Source organism: Rhodoblastus sphagnicola (genome assembly GCF_002937075.1).
GTDB classification, from domain to species: Bacteria; Pseudomonadota; Alphaproteobacteria; order Rhizobiales; family Beijerinckiaceae; genus Rhodoblastus; species Rhodoblastus sphagnicola.
On sequence record NZ_NHSJ01000013.1, the window covers coordinates 1 to 14903 of the forward strand.

Here is a 14903-nt window from a genome sequence, read left to right on the forward strand (position 1 = left end):
CCCCCGCCGAAGCCAATGGCTGGATGAGCAACCTGCTGGCCCGCGCCTCGCAGGAGGACGCGCCCCGCCGCAAGGGGGCCGCCGGCCCCGATCTCGAAGGCCTCTCCGCCGACATCGCCCGCATGGTGGACGAGGGCGCGCTGTCGCAGGCCTGGGAGCGCTACCGTCGCGGCGAGCGCGGCGTGTTCGACCGCCGGCTCTACATCGGCGCCGGCGCGAAAACCTTCGACGAAGTGCGCCGCCGCTATTCCAGCGAGCCGGACTTCCGCCAGACGGTGGACCGCTACGCGCAGGAATTCGAACGCCTGCTGTCGGAAGTGGACCGCGAGGACCGCGACGGCCTGCTGACGCGCTCCTATCTGACCTCGGAGACCGGCAAGGTCTACACGCTGCTCGCCCATGCGGCGGGCCGGCTGGGGTGAGGCGGGCGACGCCGGCAAATGAAAACAAAACGCCCGGCGAGAGCCGGGCGTTTTTCGTGGGCGGGCGGCTGACGCCCGTTTATCGCGGCTGACGGCCCGTTTATCGAAGACTACTGGTTCGACGCCACTTTCTGCCGCAGGTCCACGCTGAACAGGCTGTCGGCGCGTTCGCCGAGTAGGGCGCGGTACATTTGCAGGTTTTCCACCACGCGCTGGACGTAATTGCGCGTCTCCGTGAAGGGGATGCGCTCGACCCAGTCCACCGGATCGACGGCGCCGTTGCGGGGATCGCCATAGGCGCCGATCCATTGCGCGACATTGCCGCCGCCGGCGTTATAAGCGGCGAAGGCGAGGATGTGCGAACCCTTGTATTCGCTCAAGAGTTCGCCGAGGTGGAAGGCGCCCAATTGCGCGCTGAACGCCGCGTCGCCGCGCACCCGCGCCTCGTCATAAGCGACGCCGGCGCGCTTGGCGACGCCGCGCGCGGTCGGCTCCATCATCTGCATCAGGCCCATGGCGCCGACGCCGGAGCGCGCGGTCGCCTTGAAGGCGCTCTCCTGCCGCGCGATGGCCAGCACGGTGCTGCGCGGCGCCGATTTCTCCGCGAGCGGACGAAAGTCCGGCGCGCCATTGATCGGCCAGGCCAGCATGGGCAGTTTGACGCCATGGCTCAGCGCCGATTTTCCCGCCAGCAGCGCCAGATTGGGGTCTTCCCGCGCCGCCAGGATTTTCGCCAGCGCGGCCATCTGCTCCGCCGGCAAGCTGGCGCTGGCTTCGAGCGCCAATTGTCGCGCCGCCTCGTTTTCGCCCAGCGCGAACAAAAGTTCGGCTGCGCGCACAGGTTCGGCGCGGCCGTCGCCGACGGCGGGCTCGGGCGCCGCGGCGAGGGCGAGGGGTTCGTCGCCGAAACGCGCGCGCGCCAGTTGGCCGTAATAGGTCTCGCTCTCGCGCGCGGCCCGCGCGAACAGGGCGCGGGAATCCCCTCCCCGCGCCTCTTCCACGCGGCCGCGCCAATAAGCGGCGCGCGCAATGCTGGCGGGGGTGCGGGCGATTTTCGCCATGGTTTCGAAATGCGGCGCGGCCTTGGCCGGGTCTTGGAGGAAGCGCAGGGCGATCCAGCCGGCGTGGAACTCGGCTTCGAGCCGGGCCTCTTCGCCGGACGCGGCGTGTCCGGCCGCGATTTGATAGGCGCGGGAAAAATCATTGGCGTCGAGCAGTTTTCGCGCCAGCAGGCGGCGCTCCACCCACCAGTCGTCGCCGCTGCGCGCCTCGGCGGCCGGGGGAACCGCGAGCATCAGCTTCGCCGCCTCGTCGATTTTTTCGGCCTTGCGCAAGGCGTGGATGCGCGCGAACAGCAGCAGCGGATCGTTCTTGTCGGCGACCTTCTCCGTCGCCTTGGGCCAGGCGACGCCATCGGCGACATTGGCGGCGGCGCGCAGCAGGATGTCGCCATCCTTGCCGGCGAGCGCCGCGGCGCGGCTGGCCGCCGCCGCCTTCTGATCGCGCAGCCACAGCCGGCCGGCGCGAAAAAGATGATCCTCGCGGGTCAAGCCCCCGCCAAAATGCTTTAGAAGCCGTCTTTCCGCCGCGGGCGTGAGATCGGCGCTGCGCCAAAGGTTGCGCGCGGTCTGAACGCTTGCCGGATCGTCCTTGTCCAGCAGCGCCTGCGCGAGATCGCCCGCCGGGCCGGTTGGCGGAAAGGCCGCGAGATAAGTTTTCGCCCGCTCGGGATGCAACTCCTCGGCGCCGGCCAGTTCCTCGGCATGACGGCGCAGCGCGCCGGCGGGCCAGTCCGGATGGGCGGCGAGGAAATCGCGGTGGCGCGCCAAACCGGCCTCGGCCGGTCGCGCGCGCAAAAACACCCATTCCACCGCCGCGCGAACCAGCGGGTCGCGTGTGGCGAGAACGGCGTCGCCCGACGGCCCCTCGCCTTCATGATAATAGCGCAAGGCTTCGGTCACGCCGGCGAGATCGTGGGCCACATCGGCGAGGCCGGGCGCTACCGATTGGGACGCGGCGGAGGTTTCGGACGGAAGGGCGGCTTTCGGCTCGGACGCCTGGGGCGCGTGCGCGGCGAGGACAGGTTTACGGCCATGCCACACCGAGGAGAGCAGGCTGGGAACGGCGACGCCCACAGACAGGGTCGTCACGGACAGAGCCGCCAATTTCCACATCCGCGCTTTTCGCATTTTTCCTTTCAACGCCTCCTTGGCTTAGCCTGGGCGCGCAAAGCTAACAAAGCCTTAAAGGCGCGACCCCCCTTTTCGCGGGGACGCTCAAGGTCTATGAGAGGCGTTTACGGATGAAAAGCGGCGCGGTTGAGGCGCGCTTTCTCAAAGTGGATGCGATCATGGCGGATGCGAGCAGACTGCGTGGATGGATGACGGCGCTGGTGACGCCCTTCAAGGACGGCGCCGTGGACGAAGCCGCCTTTCGCGCGCTGATCGACTGGCAGATCGAGAGCGGCATCCACGGCCTGGTCCCGGTCGGCACCACCGGCGAGAGCCCGACCCTGTCGCATGAAGAACACGGACGCGTGGTGGAGATCGCGGTTCGGCAGTCCAACGGCCGCGTGCCGGTGATCGCCGGCGCCGGCTCCAACAACACCGCCGAGGCCGTGGCTCTGGCGCGCCACGCCGAACAGGCCGGCGCCGATGCGATCCTGGTGGTGACGCCTTACTACAACAAGCCCAACCAGGAAGGGCTGTTTCAGCATTTCAAGGCCGTTGACGCCGCCGTCGGCCTGCCGATCGTGATCTACAACATTCCGCCGCGCTCGGTGATCGACATGTCCGTCGACACGATGAAGCGCTGCCGCGACGAATTGCGCAACATTGTCGGCGTCAAGGACGCCACCGGCAATGTCGGACGCGTCTCGACCCAGCGCGCGGCCATGGGGCCGGACTTCCTGCAATTTTCCGGCGACGACATGACGGCGCTGGCCTGCCTCGGCGCCGGCGCCCACGGCTGCATTTCCGTGGTCTCCAACATCGCGCCGGCGCTTTGCGCGCGTTTGCAGAATGCCGCTTCGGCGGGTGATTTCGCGGGGGCCTTGGCGATTCAGGACAGGTTGGTGCCGCTGTATGGCGCGACCTTTTTGGAGGCCGGCGTCACCGGCGCCAAGACGGGCCTGAGCTTGCTGGGCAAGGCGCGCGAGGAGGTGCGGCTGCCGCTGGTCCCCTCCACCGGCAAGACGCGCGAGGCGATCAAGGCGGCGATGACTTTCGCCGGACTTCTGGACGGCTGACCCATTGGCAGAAACACCCCACAGAAATTTCAAGATCGTCGCCGACAATCGCAAGGCGCGTTACCACTATGAGATCGGCGAGACCTATGAAGCGGGCCTCGTCCTCACCGGCACAGAGGTCAAGAGCCTGCGCACCGGGCGCTCGACGATCGCCGAATCTTACGCCAGCGTCGACGCGAACGGCGAAATCTGGCTGATCAACGCCAATATTCCCGAATATCATTCGGGCAACCGTTTCAATCACGAGCCCAAGCGGCACCGCAAACTGCTGTTGAAGCAACGCGAGATCGCCAAGCTGTCGCAGGGCGTGGCGCGCGAGGGCATGACCATCGTGCCATTGAAACTGTTTTTCAACGACAAGGGCCGCGCCAAGCTGGAAATCGCGATCGCGCGCGGCAAGCAGATTCACGACAAGCGCGAGACCGAGAAGCAGCGCGACTGGAACCGCGAAAAGAGCCGATTGATGAAACAGCGCGATTAGCGCATAGTTCTGGCAAGCGTTCTTTTAAAAAGAAAATTGGAATGGGAGTGCGTTGCGTGGACGACGAACTGCGTAGCCATTTCTTTGCTTCCTCCGATGGCTTGCAGCTTCACGCCCTCACGCTCGGCGAGGCCAACCATCTCACCCCCGTGGTCTGCCTGCCCGGACTGACGCGGCCGGCGCGCGATTTCATCATTCTGGCGCTGCATCTCCACCGCGCCGACGGAAGGCGCATCGCGCTCCTCGACTATCGCGGGCGCGGCGGCTCGGACTGGGACCCGGACTGGAGCCATTACAGCATCCCGGTCGAGCATGGCGACGTGTTGCGCTTGCTCGACGCGCTCGACATCCACAAGGCGATTTTCGTCGGCCTGTCGCGCGGCGGCTTTCATGCCCTGATGGTGTCCAAGCATCGGCCCGAGAGCGTCGCGGGCCTGGTGCTCAACGATATCGGCCCCCGGATCGAACCGGCTGGCCTCGTCCGCATCAAGGATTATCTCGGCAAACTGCCGGTGCTGCGCGACACCGACGCGGCCATCGCCCATTACAAGCGCCTGATGGCCGCGCATTTTCCCGCCGTCACCGACGAGGACTGGCGCTTCTACGTCAGCAATTCGCTCAACCACACGCCGGAGCGCATGCGCCTGTCCTACGATCCACAACTGGCGCGGATCATGGACTCGTTCGATCCCGCCGCCCCCATGCCCGACCTGTGGGAGGATTTTGTCGCGATCCGCGCGCCCATCCTCGCGCTGCGCGGCGAAAATTCCGATCTGCTGTCGCCGGAGGGTCATGCCGAAATGGCCCGGCGCAATCCACTGTGCCAGTTGCACGTCGTTCCCGGCCAGGGCCACGCCCCACTGCTGCTCGACACGCCGACGCTCACGCGCATCGGCGCGTTTGTCACCGGACTTTAAAAAAGCGTCTTCGAGCGAAATGGGGGCCGGTTCGCGTGAAGAAAACGCCTAAAAACATGAATCTAGAACTCGCGGACGCCCGACAACGGCGTTGAACCCAGCGGCGTCCTGAACGCCCCCGTGAGCGTGTCGCCAGCGGCGCTCACGTCGAACCCGATGTTGAAACTGCCCATGGGCGTCGGAACCTGCGCGGAAAATTCCGCTGATTCGGCCGTCAAGTGAAGGTCGGTGAGCGCAACCTCGCCGGCCGACGACCCCAGTCCGCCCGTCCCGTCCGCCGCGATGCGCAGGGTCGGCGTCTGCACGCCGAACGGGGTTTCGAGCGTCAGTTTCCATGATCCGATAATTGCCATGAGGCGTCCTTCCAAAAACAAGCCGGACGCGCGGCCCGGCGACGCGAACATAGGGCTATCGAAGAAGGATCGCCAGCCTTGCTGAGTCAGCGCGGGAATTCACAAGTGGATGGCCGGGACAAGCCCGGCCGTAACGGCATCCCGTTGGTGGCCCCCTGCCCGTGCGCGGAGCCGGCTTTCGGAGGCTCAGCGCCCGGCGATGCGGGAGCAGGAGCCGGCGGAGCCTGAGAATTCGTAGCGGTCACCGCAGGCGTAGGCCGTGGGCGGCACGTGCGAACGCTCGAACAGGTCGTAGCCTTCCTTGAGATTATGCCAGAACGGCGACCAGTCCTGACGCGGGCCGCCGTTGTCGAGGAAGGCCAGGAAGGAGTTTCCGCCGCCGTTTTCGCGGGCGATCGCCTCTTCCGTCATGCGGAAGGGGAAAATGTGCACCGGCACTTCGCTCTGGCCGCTGGCCAGCGCCGAGGCCACGAAACCGTAGATCTCGTCGATGCCGGCATTGGTCATGGCGAAGCAGCCGACCGACTTGCAGTCGCCGTGAACCATGATCTTGTTGCCGGTAAAGCCGTGGCGGCGATCGTAGGCGTTGGGATAGCCGACGTCGAAGGCGAGATGATAGGCCGAATGCGGATTGAGCTGTTTGGACGAGACCGAGTAAAAACCCTCGGGCGACTGGTAATCGGCGTAAGCCTGTTTGGGTCCAAGCTTTCCCGACCATTTGCAGATCGGGTAATTCTTGTAGAGCGCGAAGCGGTCGCCCTTCTTCATCCACAATTCCAGCGAACCCTCGCGCTTGAAAATGCGCACGAACACCTGAGCGCCCTTCTTGAAGCCGCCGGTCGGTTCGGGAAAGGCCGGAGCCACTTCTTCGGGCTGCGGCGTCATCGTCGAGTTGGCGCCGCCGACCGAGGCCGAAACCGCCGCAAGCGCATTGGAGATATTGGGGAAGCCGTTGTCCGAGGGCGCGGCGGCGGGCGCGGGCGCCGTCTGCGGCGCGGCGGTTTTAGCCGACGCGGCCTTGGCGGGAGACGCCGCGGCGGCGGGCGCGGATTTCGGCTCCTGCGGACTTACGACGACCTGTGGCGCGACCGCGACGCCGGGCGTCATCGGCAGCGTGACGGGGCCGAGCGAGGCCACCTGGGCGGGCGCGGGAACCGCCGCGAGGCCGACGGGACGGCGCGGCGGGAGCGGCACCCCGTCCACCGGAACCGGCCGGTCGGCCAGTTTGGGCAGCAGAATCTCCTGGGGCAAGGTGAAGTCGTCGAGCGGCGAGGGTTTTTCGGCGGGCGCCACGGCGGCCTGGGCGCCGCTTGGCGGCTGAAGCGGCGGAACGTCGGGAACGGGGGCCCCGCGCAGTTCGAGCGCGGCGGCGCCGGGGTCGGCGTCCGCGAACAGCGAACGGGTCTCGACCGAAAGGCTGGCGCGAATCACGGACTCGTCGGGCGCGGTCTCTACGGCGGCTTGGCTTTCGACGGCGGGCGGCTCGGCGGGAAGCGTCGCGCCGGTCGGGACGGCGGCTTGCGCGGCGGCAGGTTCGGCCGGGATGGCGGCAGGTTCGGCCGCGCGGAGATCGATATCCGCCCGCGCTTGCGAAAAATTGCCGGAATGGCGCGTTTCAGCGACCGATCCGCTCTGGATCGCCGCCTCGTAGGACAACCACGCGCCCAGGCAAAGCGTCGTCACCGACGCCGACGCGAGCGTCAAGAAGCGGGTCCATTTCCTGTGGGTCACGGCCAAAGCCTTTCGTGGGCGACTTACGCACATAACCGAAAAAACCACGGAGCGTAAGCCACCTTCTCCATCTCATCACAAGGGCGTTAACAGCATATTAATCATTTCATCCTTGCGCCGGACCGACTTTGCGCTGGGGCCGACGCGCGCGCGGACTGCGTTTTTTCGCCGCGCGTTGTATTTTTGCCACGGTAATCGGGGCGAGATTCAGGGAATCCCGATCAGCTTGTGGGTCTGCAAACTGAGTCGCCAGCGCGGATGAGCGAGGCACCAGGCGACGGCGCGGCCGGTGTTGGCCTCCCGATCCGGCCCGTCCATCGGCTGAAGGAAGAAATGCGCGAAATCCAGGGCCTCGAAAAGCTCCGGCTCCGCCCGCTGCTGCGGGAAAACCAGCTTCAGCTCCTGTCCGGCGGCGACGCGCAGCGGCGCGCCCGCCTTGGGGCTGACGCACAGCCAGTCGATTCCCTCCGGCGCGGGAACCGTCCCGTTGCTCTCGACCGCTATGAAGAAGCCGCGCGCCTTCACCGCCTCCAGCAGGGGGGCGTCCAGTTGCAGCAGCGGTTCGCCGCCGGTGAACACCACGAATCGGTTGTCCGCGTCGCCCCAGATTTGCGCGATTCTTTCCGCCAAGGCCTCGCAATCGGCGAATCGGCCGCCGTTCTCGCCGTCGATTCCGATAAAATCGGTGTCGCAGAAGCGGCAGGCCGCCGCCGCGCGATCCGCCTCGCGGCCGCTCCACAGATTGCAGCCGGCGAAGCGGCAGAACACGGCCGCGCGCCCGGCCTGGCCGCCCTCGCCCTGCAAGGTGAGGAAGATTTCCTTGACGCTATAGGCCATGGGACTCCTGTCATACGGCTTCCGCGAGATTGCTTCGCAATCCGCGGAAACGGATCGCGCGGAAATCTTAGAACCGCAAGGCGGATTTCCGCGCGAGCGGAATACGGTTTCCGAACGGATCGTTCGGAAACCGTATCAGACGTCTTCGGGAAAGGCGCCCGCGAACGCGGTGCGAACAACGGCGCGGCGCGCGTTGGGCTTTTCCAGCGCCTGCTTTTCCGGCGACAGTTTTGAGGCGTCGCCGCGCCGGCCCACCGCGATGATGGCTTCGAGCCTGAGGCTTTCCGGCGCCTTGACGGCGGCGCGCGCCTTGGCGCGGTCGAAACCGCCCATGGCGTGGGCGGTCCAGCCCAGCAGCGACGCCTGAAAGGCGAGGCTGGCCCAGGCGGCGCCGGCGTCGAACGAGGCCGAGCCCAGATTCACCGGCTTGTCCTGGCCCGGCGGGGTGAACTCCGCCTTGCTCGCGGCCACGATCAGCGCGGAGGCCTCGGCCGCCCAGGGCCGGTTGCCCTCCGACAACGCCGCGACCAGCGCGGCGAAGGCCGGCTCCCCTTTTCGCGCGTAAACGAAACGCCAGGGCTGGGCGTTGAAGGCCGAGGGCGCGTAGCGCGCCGCCTCGAACAAGGCGAACAGCACTTTTTCAGGGATAGACTCGCCGGTCATGGCCCGCGCCGACCAGCGGCGCAGAAACAGCGCAGAAACCGGCGTTTCCGCCGCGCGGTCGCCGGCGGACGACACGAGTTGAACCAGGGAGGCGTCGGTTTCGGTCATTTTTTTCAGTCCGGGAAAGGGAGGTTTCGCCGCCAATTATCGGCTTTTTTCCTGGCATCAAGGAGAAAATCGTCAAAGCGGCTTTTGCGGGGGCGCCCAATCGCCGCGCTTTCGTTTATCATTTCGTCGCAACAGGCCGCTATTGGCGGCGAATCCTGCTACGCGGAGTTTTGCCTTGAACGCGCTATTCGTCGGCCATTCCTATATCGACATGACCATGCTCACGGATGTCATGCCCTCGGGCGACGACAAGGAGGTGGCGAAGGATTTCGCCGTCTCGTTCGGCGGCAACGCTGTCACCGCCGCCTTCACCTGCTCCAAGCTCGGCATAGCCACCGACCTGCTCACCACCATTTCCGACGACTGGCTTGGCCAGATGTTCATGATGATGGCGCAGCGCTACAGCGTGTCGGTCTATCCGCGCAAGGTTTCGCGCTGCTCGCTGTCGTTCGTGCTGCCCAAGGCGGGCAAGCGCGCCATCCTGCGCGCCCGCGACAACCATTATTTGCGGCCCTTCATGAAGCTCGACGTGTCCTGCTATAAAGCCGTGCATCTCGACGGCCACCAGCATGACGCGGCGATCTATTACGCCAAGGCGGCGCGCGAGGCCGGCGTGCTGGTCTCGCTCGACGGCGGCGGCGTGCGCGCCAACACCGAGGAAGTCCTGCTCAACACCGACGTCGCCGTGGTCGCCGAGGCGTTTTGCAAGGAAATCAAGCTCTCGGCGCCGGAGACGCTCAAATATCTGAAAGACCGCGGCGTAAAAGTCGCCGCCGTGACCGAGGGCGAGCGCGGCATGATCTGGAGCGAGGAGGACGGCCACGTCCAGCATCTGGCCGCGCTTCATGTTCCAGATGAGAAAGTCATCGATACGTCCGGCGCGGGCGACGTTTTCCATGGCGCCTATCTCGCGTCCTACCTGCGCTCGCCGTCCTCGCCCTGGGCGGTGCATTTCGATTACGCCCGCGCGGCTTCCGCCCACAAGGTGCAGCATCTCGGCAACGAGGCCGGCCTGCCGACCGAACAGGATATTGTGATCGCGCGGCGGGAGTTCGGCGGCGCGCGATGAGGCGATTCGTCGCCGCTTTCGCCCTGGTGTTCGCGCAACCGGCTTTGGCCTGGTTCGACGCGGGCCACGAGACGATCGCGGCGGCGGCTTTTTCGCAACTCACGCCGCAGGCGCGCGAAAAAGTCGGGCGGCTGCTGCGGCTTGCCCCCGACTATCCCGCCTGGATTTTTGGCGCGCCTGAGGGCGAGCGCGACCGCATCGCTTTCGTGCGCGCGTCCACCTGGGCCGACGACATCAAGCGGCGGCCGGATTTTTACAAGAATTCGCTGGCCGAGGACGGGGCGGGCGCGGCCGACAATATCGGCTTTGCCGACAGGCGCGTCCACGCCTACTGGCATTATATCGACCTGCCGTTTTCCAGTGACGGCGCGCCGACGCGGCCGGCTGATTCGCCCAATGCGCTGACGCAAATTCGCGTTTTTACGGCCGCGCTGCGCTCCGACGCGCCCGGCGAGGTCAAATCCTACGATCTGGTCTGGCTGGAGCATCTGGTTGGCGACGCGCACCAGCCGCTGCACGCGACCTCGCGGTTTTCTCGTGGCCTGCCCAAGGGCGACAGCGGCGGCAACCAGGAGCGCATCTGCCTCGCCTTCACCTGCGGATTAAAGCTGCACGCGTTCTGGGACAGCCTGTTGGGCGCGTCCGGTCAGGTGGGGGATGCGATGGCGGTCGCCGCGCGCCTGCCCGCGCCCGATCCCGACCGCGCGGCGGTGGACGACCCGCAAGTCTGGTTCGAGGAAAGCGCGGCGCTGGCGCGGGCCGTGGTCTACACCAAGGCGATCGGCGACGGCGCCGGGCCGTTCGCGCTTGACCAGGCCTATCAGGCGGAGGCGCGGGAGATCGCGCGCGATCAGGCCGCCGTCGCGGCGGCGCGGCTGGCGCGGCTGCTCAATGGGGCGCTGGGGCGGTGAAGGCCGCTTGAATTGCCCGGCCGCGACGCCATGTCTTGGGAAGGGAGGCGAATCATGAAGCGTTTTCTTTGCGCCACCGGCTTGCTCCTGCTGTTTTGCGCAGGCGCCGCGCAGGCGGAAACCTGCGCCCAGAAAATTTCGCGGCTGGAGAAACGGATCCACCGGGAGCCGGCCAATGCGGCGCCGGGAGCGTTCCTGCCGGAATCCACCGACGCCAAGCTGCATCACCAGCCCACCGCCGCAAGCGTGGGCGAGGCGCTTCAGCGCAGCGACGCCGACACGCTTGACGACGCCCGGCTGCTCGACGCCGAAGGCAAGGAACGGGCGTGTCTGGCCAAGCTGCGCCCGCTTGAAAGGGAATAGCGGCGCGGGGCTGTCGCAAATCCTTTGCATTGGTTGACGACAAAGGGGGCATGAGTCCAGGCGCCGCCGGCTGAGATGGCGCGCCGGGACGATCTCTGGAGTTGGCCCATGCCGCCTGTGTTTCGCCCTTTGCTTGTCGTTTCCGCCTTGCTCGCGCTCGCCGGGCCGACGGCGGCGGATTCGCTGTCCGACCGCCGCGCGTCAAAAGACTCCGCGACCGTGGCTGACATCGAGGTGGCCTGTGGCAAGCTCGACAAGGAAAATTGCGCCATCGTCGCGCCGGAGATCAACGCCAAGACCGTGCCGGTCGGGGTGCGGCTGAAGCCGCTTGAATCCAAAGGCAGCGTCGAATCGCTCAACGGCCTGTGCGACGGCGACATCCAGATCGCCATCGTGCAGGCGGACGTGCTGGCCAGACGCGCGGCCAAACCCGATTGCGCCGGAAAGGTGGTTGGTCTCGGTTCGCCGCTCTACCCCTACCAGGGCTTCATGGTGGTGCGCGAGGAGACGCGCGAGGACAAGTTCGGCGACATGATCGGCGCCTTGAAGCCGGGCGCGGTGCTGCGCGTCGCCGCCGGTGGGGCGGGTTCGGGCGGCGAGGCGACGCTGCGCGCGGTGCTCGCCAACGCCCCGGAATGGAAACAGCTCATCGACATCCAGCCCGACAGTTCGGCGACGGCGCTCAACAAGCTGCGCGACCGCGAAATCGACGCCTTCTTCGTGATGGACGGCCCGAAGTCGCCGCTGTTGCAGGAGGTGCGCGAGACGCTCGACCCCAAGACGAAAAAGCGCGTGTTCAAATTCGTCGATTTGCGTCCGAGCGAAAGACTGCTCGCCGTGACCTTCAACGGCCGCCCGCTTTACGCCACCGCCACACTGGAATCCGGCTGGTTCAGCGCGATCAAGTCGATCTCGACGCCGGCGGTGATCGCCATCCGCGACGATTATTACCGCGCCCAGCTCGGACTCGCCGCCAAGATCCGGCAGGCGGCGGAAGACGCGCTGCCGGCCATCGCCGCCAAGGCGGGCGCCCGTCCCAACTGGCGCGACGATTTCGAGCGGCGCTGACGCGGCGCTCTTACGCCGCCCAGTTCTCACCCCGCCCAAGCGAGCTTGCCGCCGGTGGCCGGCTCGCGCACGCCGGTGGTGCCGGGAAAGGTCAGGGGCAGGCCCTTGGCCGAGCGCGCCGCCAGATAGGCGAAGGCCTGCGCCTCGATCGCCTGGGAATCCCAGCCGAAATTTTCCGCGCGGCGCACAGGACAAGGCGCACGCGCGGAAATCGCCTCGACCAGCGCCGGATTGCGCGCGCCGCCGCCGCACAGCACGATCATTTGCGGCGGCGCCGGGACGAAGGCGTCCGCCGACACAATGCCCGCCGCCGTGAAGGCGCAGAGCGTCGCCGCCGCATCCTCCAGCGACAGGCCGGCGACCGGCGCGGGATCGAAGGCGTTGCGGTCGAGCGATTTCGGCGGTTTTCGCGCGAACCAGGGATGGGCGAGCAGCGCGGCCAGCGCCGCTTCGTCCACCCGGCCCGCCCGCGCCGCCGCGCCGTCGGCGTCCATCGCCCGGCCGGCGCGCGCCAGCATGAGATCGTCGAGCAGCGCATTGCCCGGCCCGACGTCGCAGGCCAACGGCGCCGCTCCGGGCGCGCAAAACGTCACATTGGCGACCCCGCCGATGTTCACGAACAGCATTGGCGCGCCGAAGCCGCAACTCTCCGCCAAAGCCGCATGATAGACCGGCACGAGCGGCGCGCCCTGCCCGCCCCGTTCGAGATCGGCGGCGCGCATGTCATAGACGACATCAATGCCGGCGCGCCGCGCGAAAAGAGCGCCGTCGCCGAGTTGCACGGTCAGGCCCTGCTCCGGCCGGTGCAGCACGGTCTGGCCATGAAAGCCGATCAGGTCGATGGCGGCCGGCGAAATGTCTTCGTCGCGAAGAAAGGTCGCCACCGCCTCCAGATGCCGCTGCGTGATGAGCGATTCGGCCTCCGCCAGCGGTCCCGGCCGCTCGTCGCGCCGGTTCAAATTGCGCGCGGCGGCGACGGCGGCGCGCAAAAGCGCGCGGTCGGCGTCCGAAAAGGCGAAACTGGCGGTCGGCCCGAATTTCAGCAAACCCCGGCCGTCGGTTTCGAGCAAGGCCAGGTCGATGCCGTCCATGGATGTGCCCGACATGGCGCCCAGCGCCCGAAAGATTTTCGGCATGGTCTTTCCCCGGAGACGGCCGGCGCTTACCTTACATCTGGCTCGACGCGAAACGCCTGTCGATCTAGAACGATATTGTTTCCGCAAAAGCCTGGCGAGGGAAGCCCGATGATCGAACTATTCTACTGGCCGACGCCCAACGGACACAAGATCACGATTTTCCTGGAGGAAGCCGGCCTGCCCTATGACATCCATCCGGTAAACATCGGGGCCGGCGATCAGTTCAAGCCGGATTTTTTAAAAATCGCCCCCAACAACCGCATGCCCGCAATCACCGACCACGACCCGCTCGATCACCAGGGGCCGCTGTCGCTGTTCGAATCCGGCGCCATCCTGGAATATCTTGGCGGGAAAACCGGGGGCTTCCTGCCCGCCGAAACGCGGCGGAAATTCGCCGTGCTGCAATGGGTGTACTGGCAGATGGGCGGGCTCGGCCCGATGGCGGGACAAAATCACCATTTCGCCATCTACGCCCCGGAAAAGCTGCCCTACGCCATCGAGCGCTATGTCAAGGAAACCAACCGGCTTTATGGCGTGCTCGACCGCCAGTTGGAAAAGACCGGCGCCTATATCGCGGGCGATTATTCCATCGCCGACATGGCCTGCTATCCCTGGATCGTCCCGTGGAAGGCCCAGGGCCAGAGCCTCGACGAGTTCCCGCATCTGCGGCGCTGGTTCGACACGATTCGCGCGCGCCCGGCCGTGGAGCGCGCCTATGAGATCGGGCGGAAATACCGGCCCGAGAACGTGACGATGAGCGAGGACGACAAGAAGGTTCTGTTCGGCCAGACGGCGGCCAGCGTCAAAGGCTGAGGATATCGGTTCGCGAAGGACCGACCGCCTGACGCGCTCGCGACGGCGATCCCGCGCGGTCGATCTCGATCGATGACGCCGAAAAATTTGACGCCCGCCGCTGCGACGCCTACACGTGGCATTCGATAACTCCATCAGAACTCAATCAGAACAGGATCAGGATGCCGGCTTTCAAAGGCGCGAGCTTTCAGGACAGACAGAAATCCACTGCCGAGGCCAAAAAAGCTTTGCTGGAAAAATTCAAGGCGCGACCCGCCGCCGACGACCCCGCAGTTGTCGCGCGCGAGGCGGAGCGCAGGGAAATCGTCGCGGCGCGCGAGGCGCGGGCCATCGAACGGGCCCGCCAGAAGGCCGAGGACCAGGCGGCGCTTGAGGTGCGGTTGAAAGCCGCCGAAGCCGCGCGAGAGGCCGAAAGCCTCGCCGAAGCCGAGCGACTGCGGCTTGAGGCGGAAGCCGCGATTCAAGCCAAGGAACTGCTTGAAATCGAAAAGAAAGCCGAACGCGACGCCCGTTATGCGGCGCGCAAGGGGCGCAAGGCGGAATCCAAATCCGAAAACCGGCGCTATCGCTGATCCCCGCGTCCGGGCCTTGGCGTGGCCTTCCGCCCGCCATCGGCCCGAGGCGAGGGTTGGTATGAGGCTTGCCCGCGATCGCGGCGCGGGCGCCGTCTTCACCCGCCCGCTGACCGCCACGGAAAATTGATCTGGCGCAATTGCAAGCCGCGCTGACGTGTGTGTTCGCCACGCCCAAAAACAACCGTCGCGCCGGGCGCGGTTTTGATTTA

General features: G+C 66.5%; 16 protein-coding genes. 10 read left to right on the forward strand and 6 right to left on the reverse strand.

Annotation, left to right across the window (positions count from 1 at the left end; genetic code table 11):
• A partial coding sequence (locus CCR94_RS24870) for a hypothetical protein (protein ID WP_158254557.1) occupies window positions 1-422 on the forward strand: 422 nt, incomplete at its 5' end.
• Between the two features lie 110 nt (window positions 423-532).
• On the opposite strand, the gene CCR94_RS00710 is transcribed toward CCR94_RS24870, so the two are convergent.
• A complete protein-coding gene (locus CCR94_RS00710) occupies window positions 533-2587 on the reverse strand; it encodes a lytic transglycosylase domain-containing protein (protein ID WP_146089774.1) in 2055 nt (684 codons plus the stop codon).
• Between the two features lie 185 nt (window positions 2588-2772).
• On the opposite strand from CCR94_RS00710, the gene dapA reads away from it, so the two are divergent.
• The 3 genes from dapA to CCR94_RS00725 are packed head-to-tail and all read left to right on the forward strand — an operon-like array spanning window position 2773 to window position 5067.
• Entirely contained in the window at window positions 2773-3669 is an 897-nt protein-coding gene (gene dapA, locus CCR94_RS00715; RefSeq protein WP_104506013.1) for a 4-hydroxy-tetrahydrodipicolinate synthase, read from the forward strand.
• Between the two features lie 4 nt (window positions 3670-3673).
• Entirely contained in the window at window positions 3674-4150 is a 477-nt protein-coding gene (gene smpB, locus CCR94_RS00720) for an SsrA-binding protein SmpB (RefSeq protein ID WP_104505976.1), read from the forward strand.
• A 56-nt stretch (window positions 4151-4206) separates the two neighbouring features.
• Window positions 4207-5067, forward strand: a complete 861-nt coding sequence (locus CCR94_RS00725; RefSeq protein ID WP_158254559.1) for an alpha/beta fold hydrolase — start codon at window positions 4207-4209, stop codon at window positions 5065-5067.
• A 62-nt stretch (window positions 5068-5129) separates the two neighbouring features.
• On the opposite strand, the gene CCR94_RS00730 is transcribed toward CCR94_RS00725, so the two are convergent.
• The 4 genes from CCR94_RS00730 to CCR94_RS00745 form a co-directional block, all read right to left on the reverse strand.
• Window positions 5130-5420, reverse strand: coding sequence for a hypothetical protein (locus CCR94_RS00730; protein WP_146089775.1), 291 nt, complete (start codon window positions 5418-5420; stop codon window positions 5130-5132).
• Between the two features lie 186 nt (window positions 5421-5606).
• Window positions 5607-7151, reverse strand: a complete 1545-nt coding sequence (locus tag CCR94_RS00735; protein ID WP_146089776.1) for a L,D-transpeptidase family protein — start codon at window positions 7149-7151, stop codon at window positions 5607-5609.
• Between the two features lie 207 nt (window positions 7152-7358).
• Window positions 7359-7988 carry a 7-carboxy-7-deazaguanine synthase gene (queE, locus tag CCR94_RS00740; RefSeq protein WP_104505980.1) on the reverse strand — a complete coding sequence of 210 codons (630 nt, stop codon included), beginning with the start codon at window positions 7986-7988 and terminating at the stop codon, window positions 7359-7361.
• Window positions 7989-8123: 135 nt separating this feature from the next.
• Window positions 8124-8759, reverse strand: a complete 636-nt coding sequence (locus tag CCR94_RS00745; RefSeq protein WP_104506014.1) for a nitroreductase family protein — start codon at window positions 8757-8759, stop codon at window positions 8124-8126.
• A 175-nt stretch (window positions 8760-8934) separates the two neighbouring features.
• On the opposite strand from CCR94_RS00745, the gene CCR94_RS00750 reads away from it, so the two are divergent.
• From CCR94_RS00750 to CCR94_RS00765, 4 genes are all read left to right on the forward strand, one after another.
• Window positions 8935-9828, forward strand: a complete 894-nt coding sequence (locus CCR94_RS00750; RefSeq protein ID WP_104505981.1) for a PfkB family carbohydrate kinase — start codon at window positions 8935-8937, stop codon at window positions 9826-9828.
• Window positions 9825-10739: a S1/P1 nuclease gene (locus tag CCR94_RS00755; protein WP_104505982.1), complete on the forward strand. Its 915-nt coding sequence runs from the start codon at window positions 9825-9827 to the stop codon at window positions 10737-10739. The genes CCR94_RS00750 and CCR94_RS00755 overlap by 4 nt, the downstream gene beginning before the upstream one ends.
• Before the next feature lie 54 nt (window positions 10740-10793).
• A complete protein-coding gene (locus tag CCR94_RS00760; RefSeq protein ID WP_104505983.1) occupies window positions 10794-11102 on the forward strand; it encodes a hypothetical protein in 309 nt (102 codons plus the stop codon).
• Between the two features lie 108 nt (window positions 11103-11210).
• Window positions 11211-12170 carry a TAXI family TRAP transporter solute-binding subunit gene (locus CCR94_RS00765; RefSeq protein WP_158254560.1) on the forward strand — a complete coding sequence of 320 codons (960 nt, stop codon included), beginning with the start codon at window positions 11211-11213 and terminating at the stop codon, window positions 12168-12170.
• A 26-nt stretch (window positions 12171-12196) separates the two neighbouring features.
• Here the strand turns inward: CCR94_RS00765 and CCR94_RS00770 are convergent, their stop codons facing one another.
• The gene (locus CCR94_RS00770) at window positions 12197-13306 is read right to left on the reverse strand and encodes an anhydro-N-acetylmuramic acid kinase (protein ID WP_104505985.1); all 1110 of its coding nucleotides are present in this window, start codon (window positions 13304-13306) and stop codon (window positions 12197-12199) included.
• Window positions 13307-13414: 108 nt separating this feature from the next.
• Between CCR94_RS00770 and CCR94_RS00775 the strand changes: the two genes are divergently transcribed.
• Together CCR94_RS00775 and CCR94_RS00780 are read left to right on the forward strand one after the other, a co-directional pair.
• Window positions 13415-14119, forward strand: a complete 705-nt coding sequence (locus CCR94_RS00775) for a glutathione S-transferase N-terminal domain-containing protein (protein WP_104505986.1) — start codon at window positions 13415-13417, stop codon at window positions 14117-14119.
• 161 nt (window positions 14120-14280) lie between these two features.
• On the forward strand, window positions 14281-14691 hold the full coding sequence (locus CCR94_RS00780) for a DUF6481 family protein (RefSeq protein WP_104505987.1): 411 nt from the start codon (window positions 14281-14283) through the stop codon (window positions 14689-14691).
• Window positions 14692-14903: the final 212 nt, after the last annotated feature.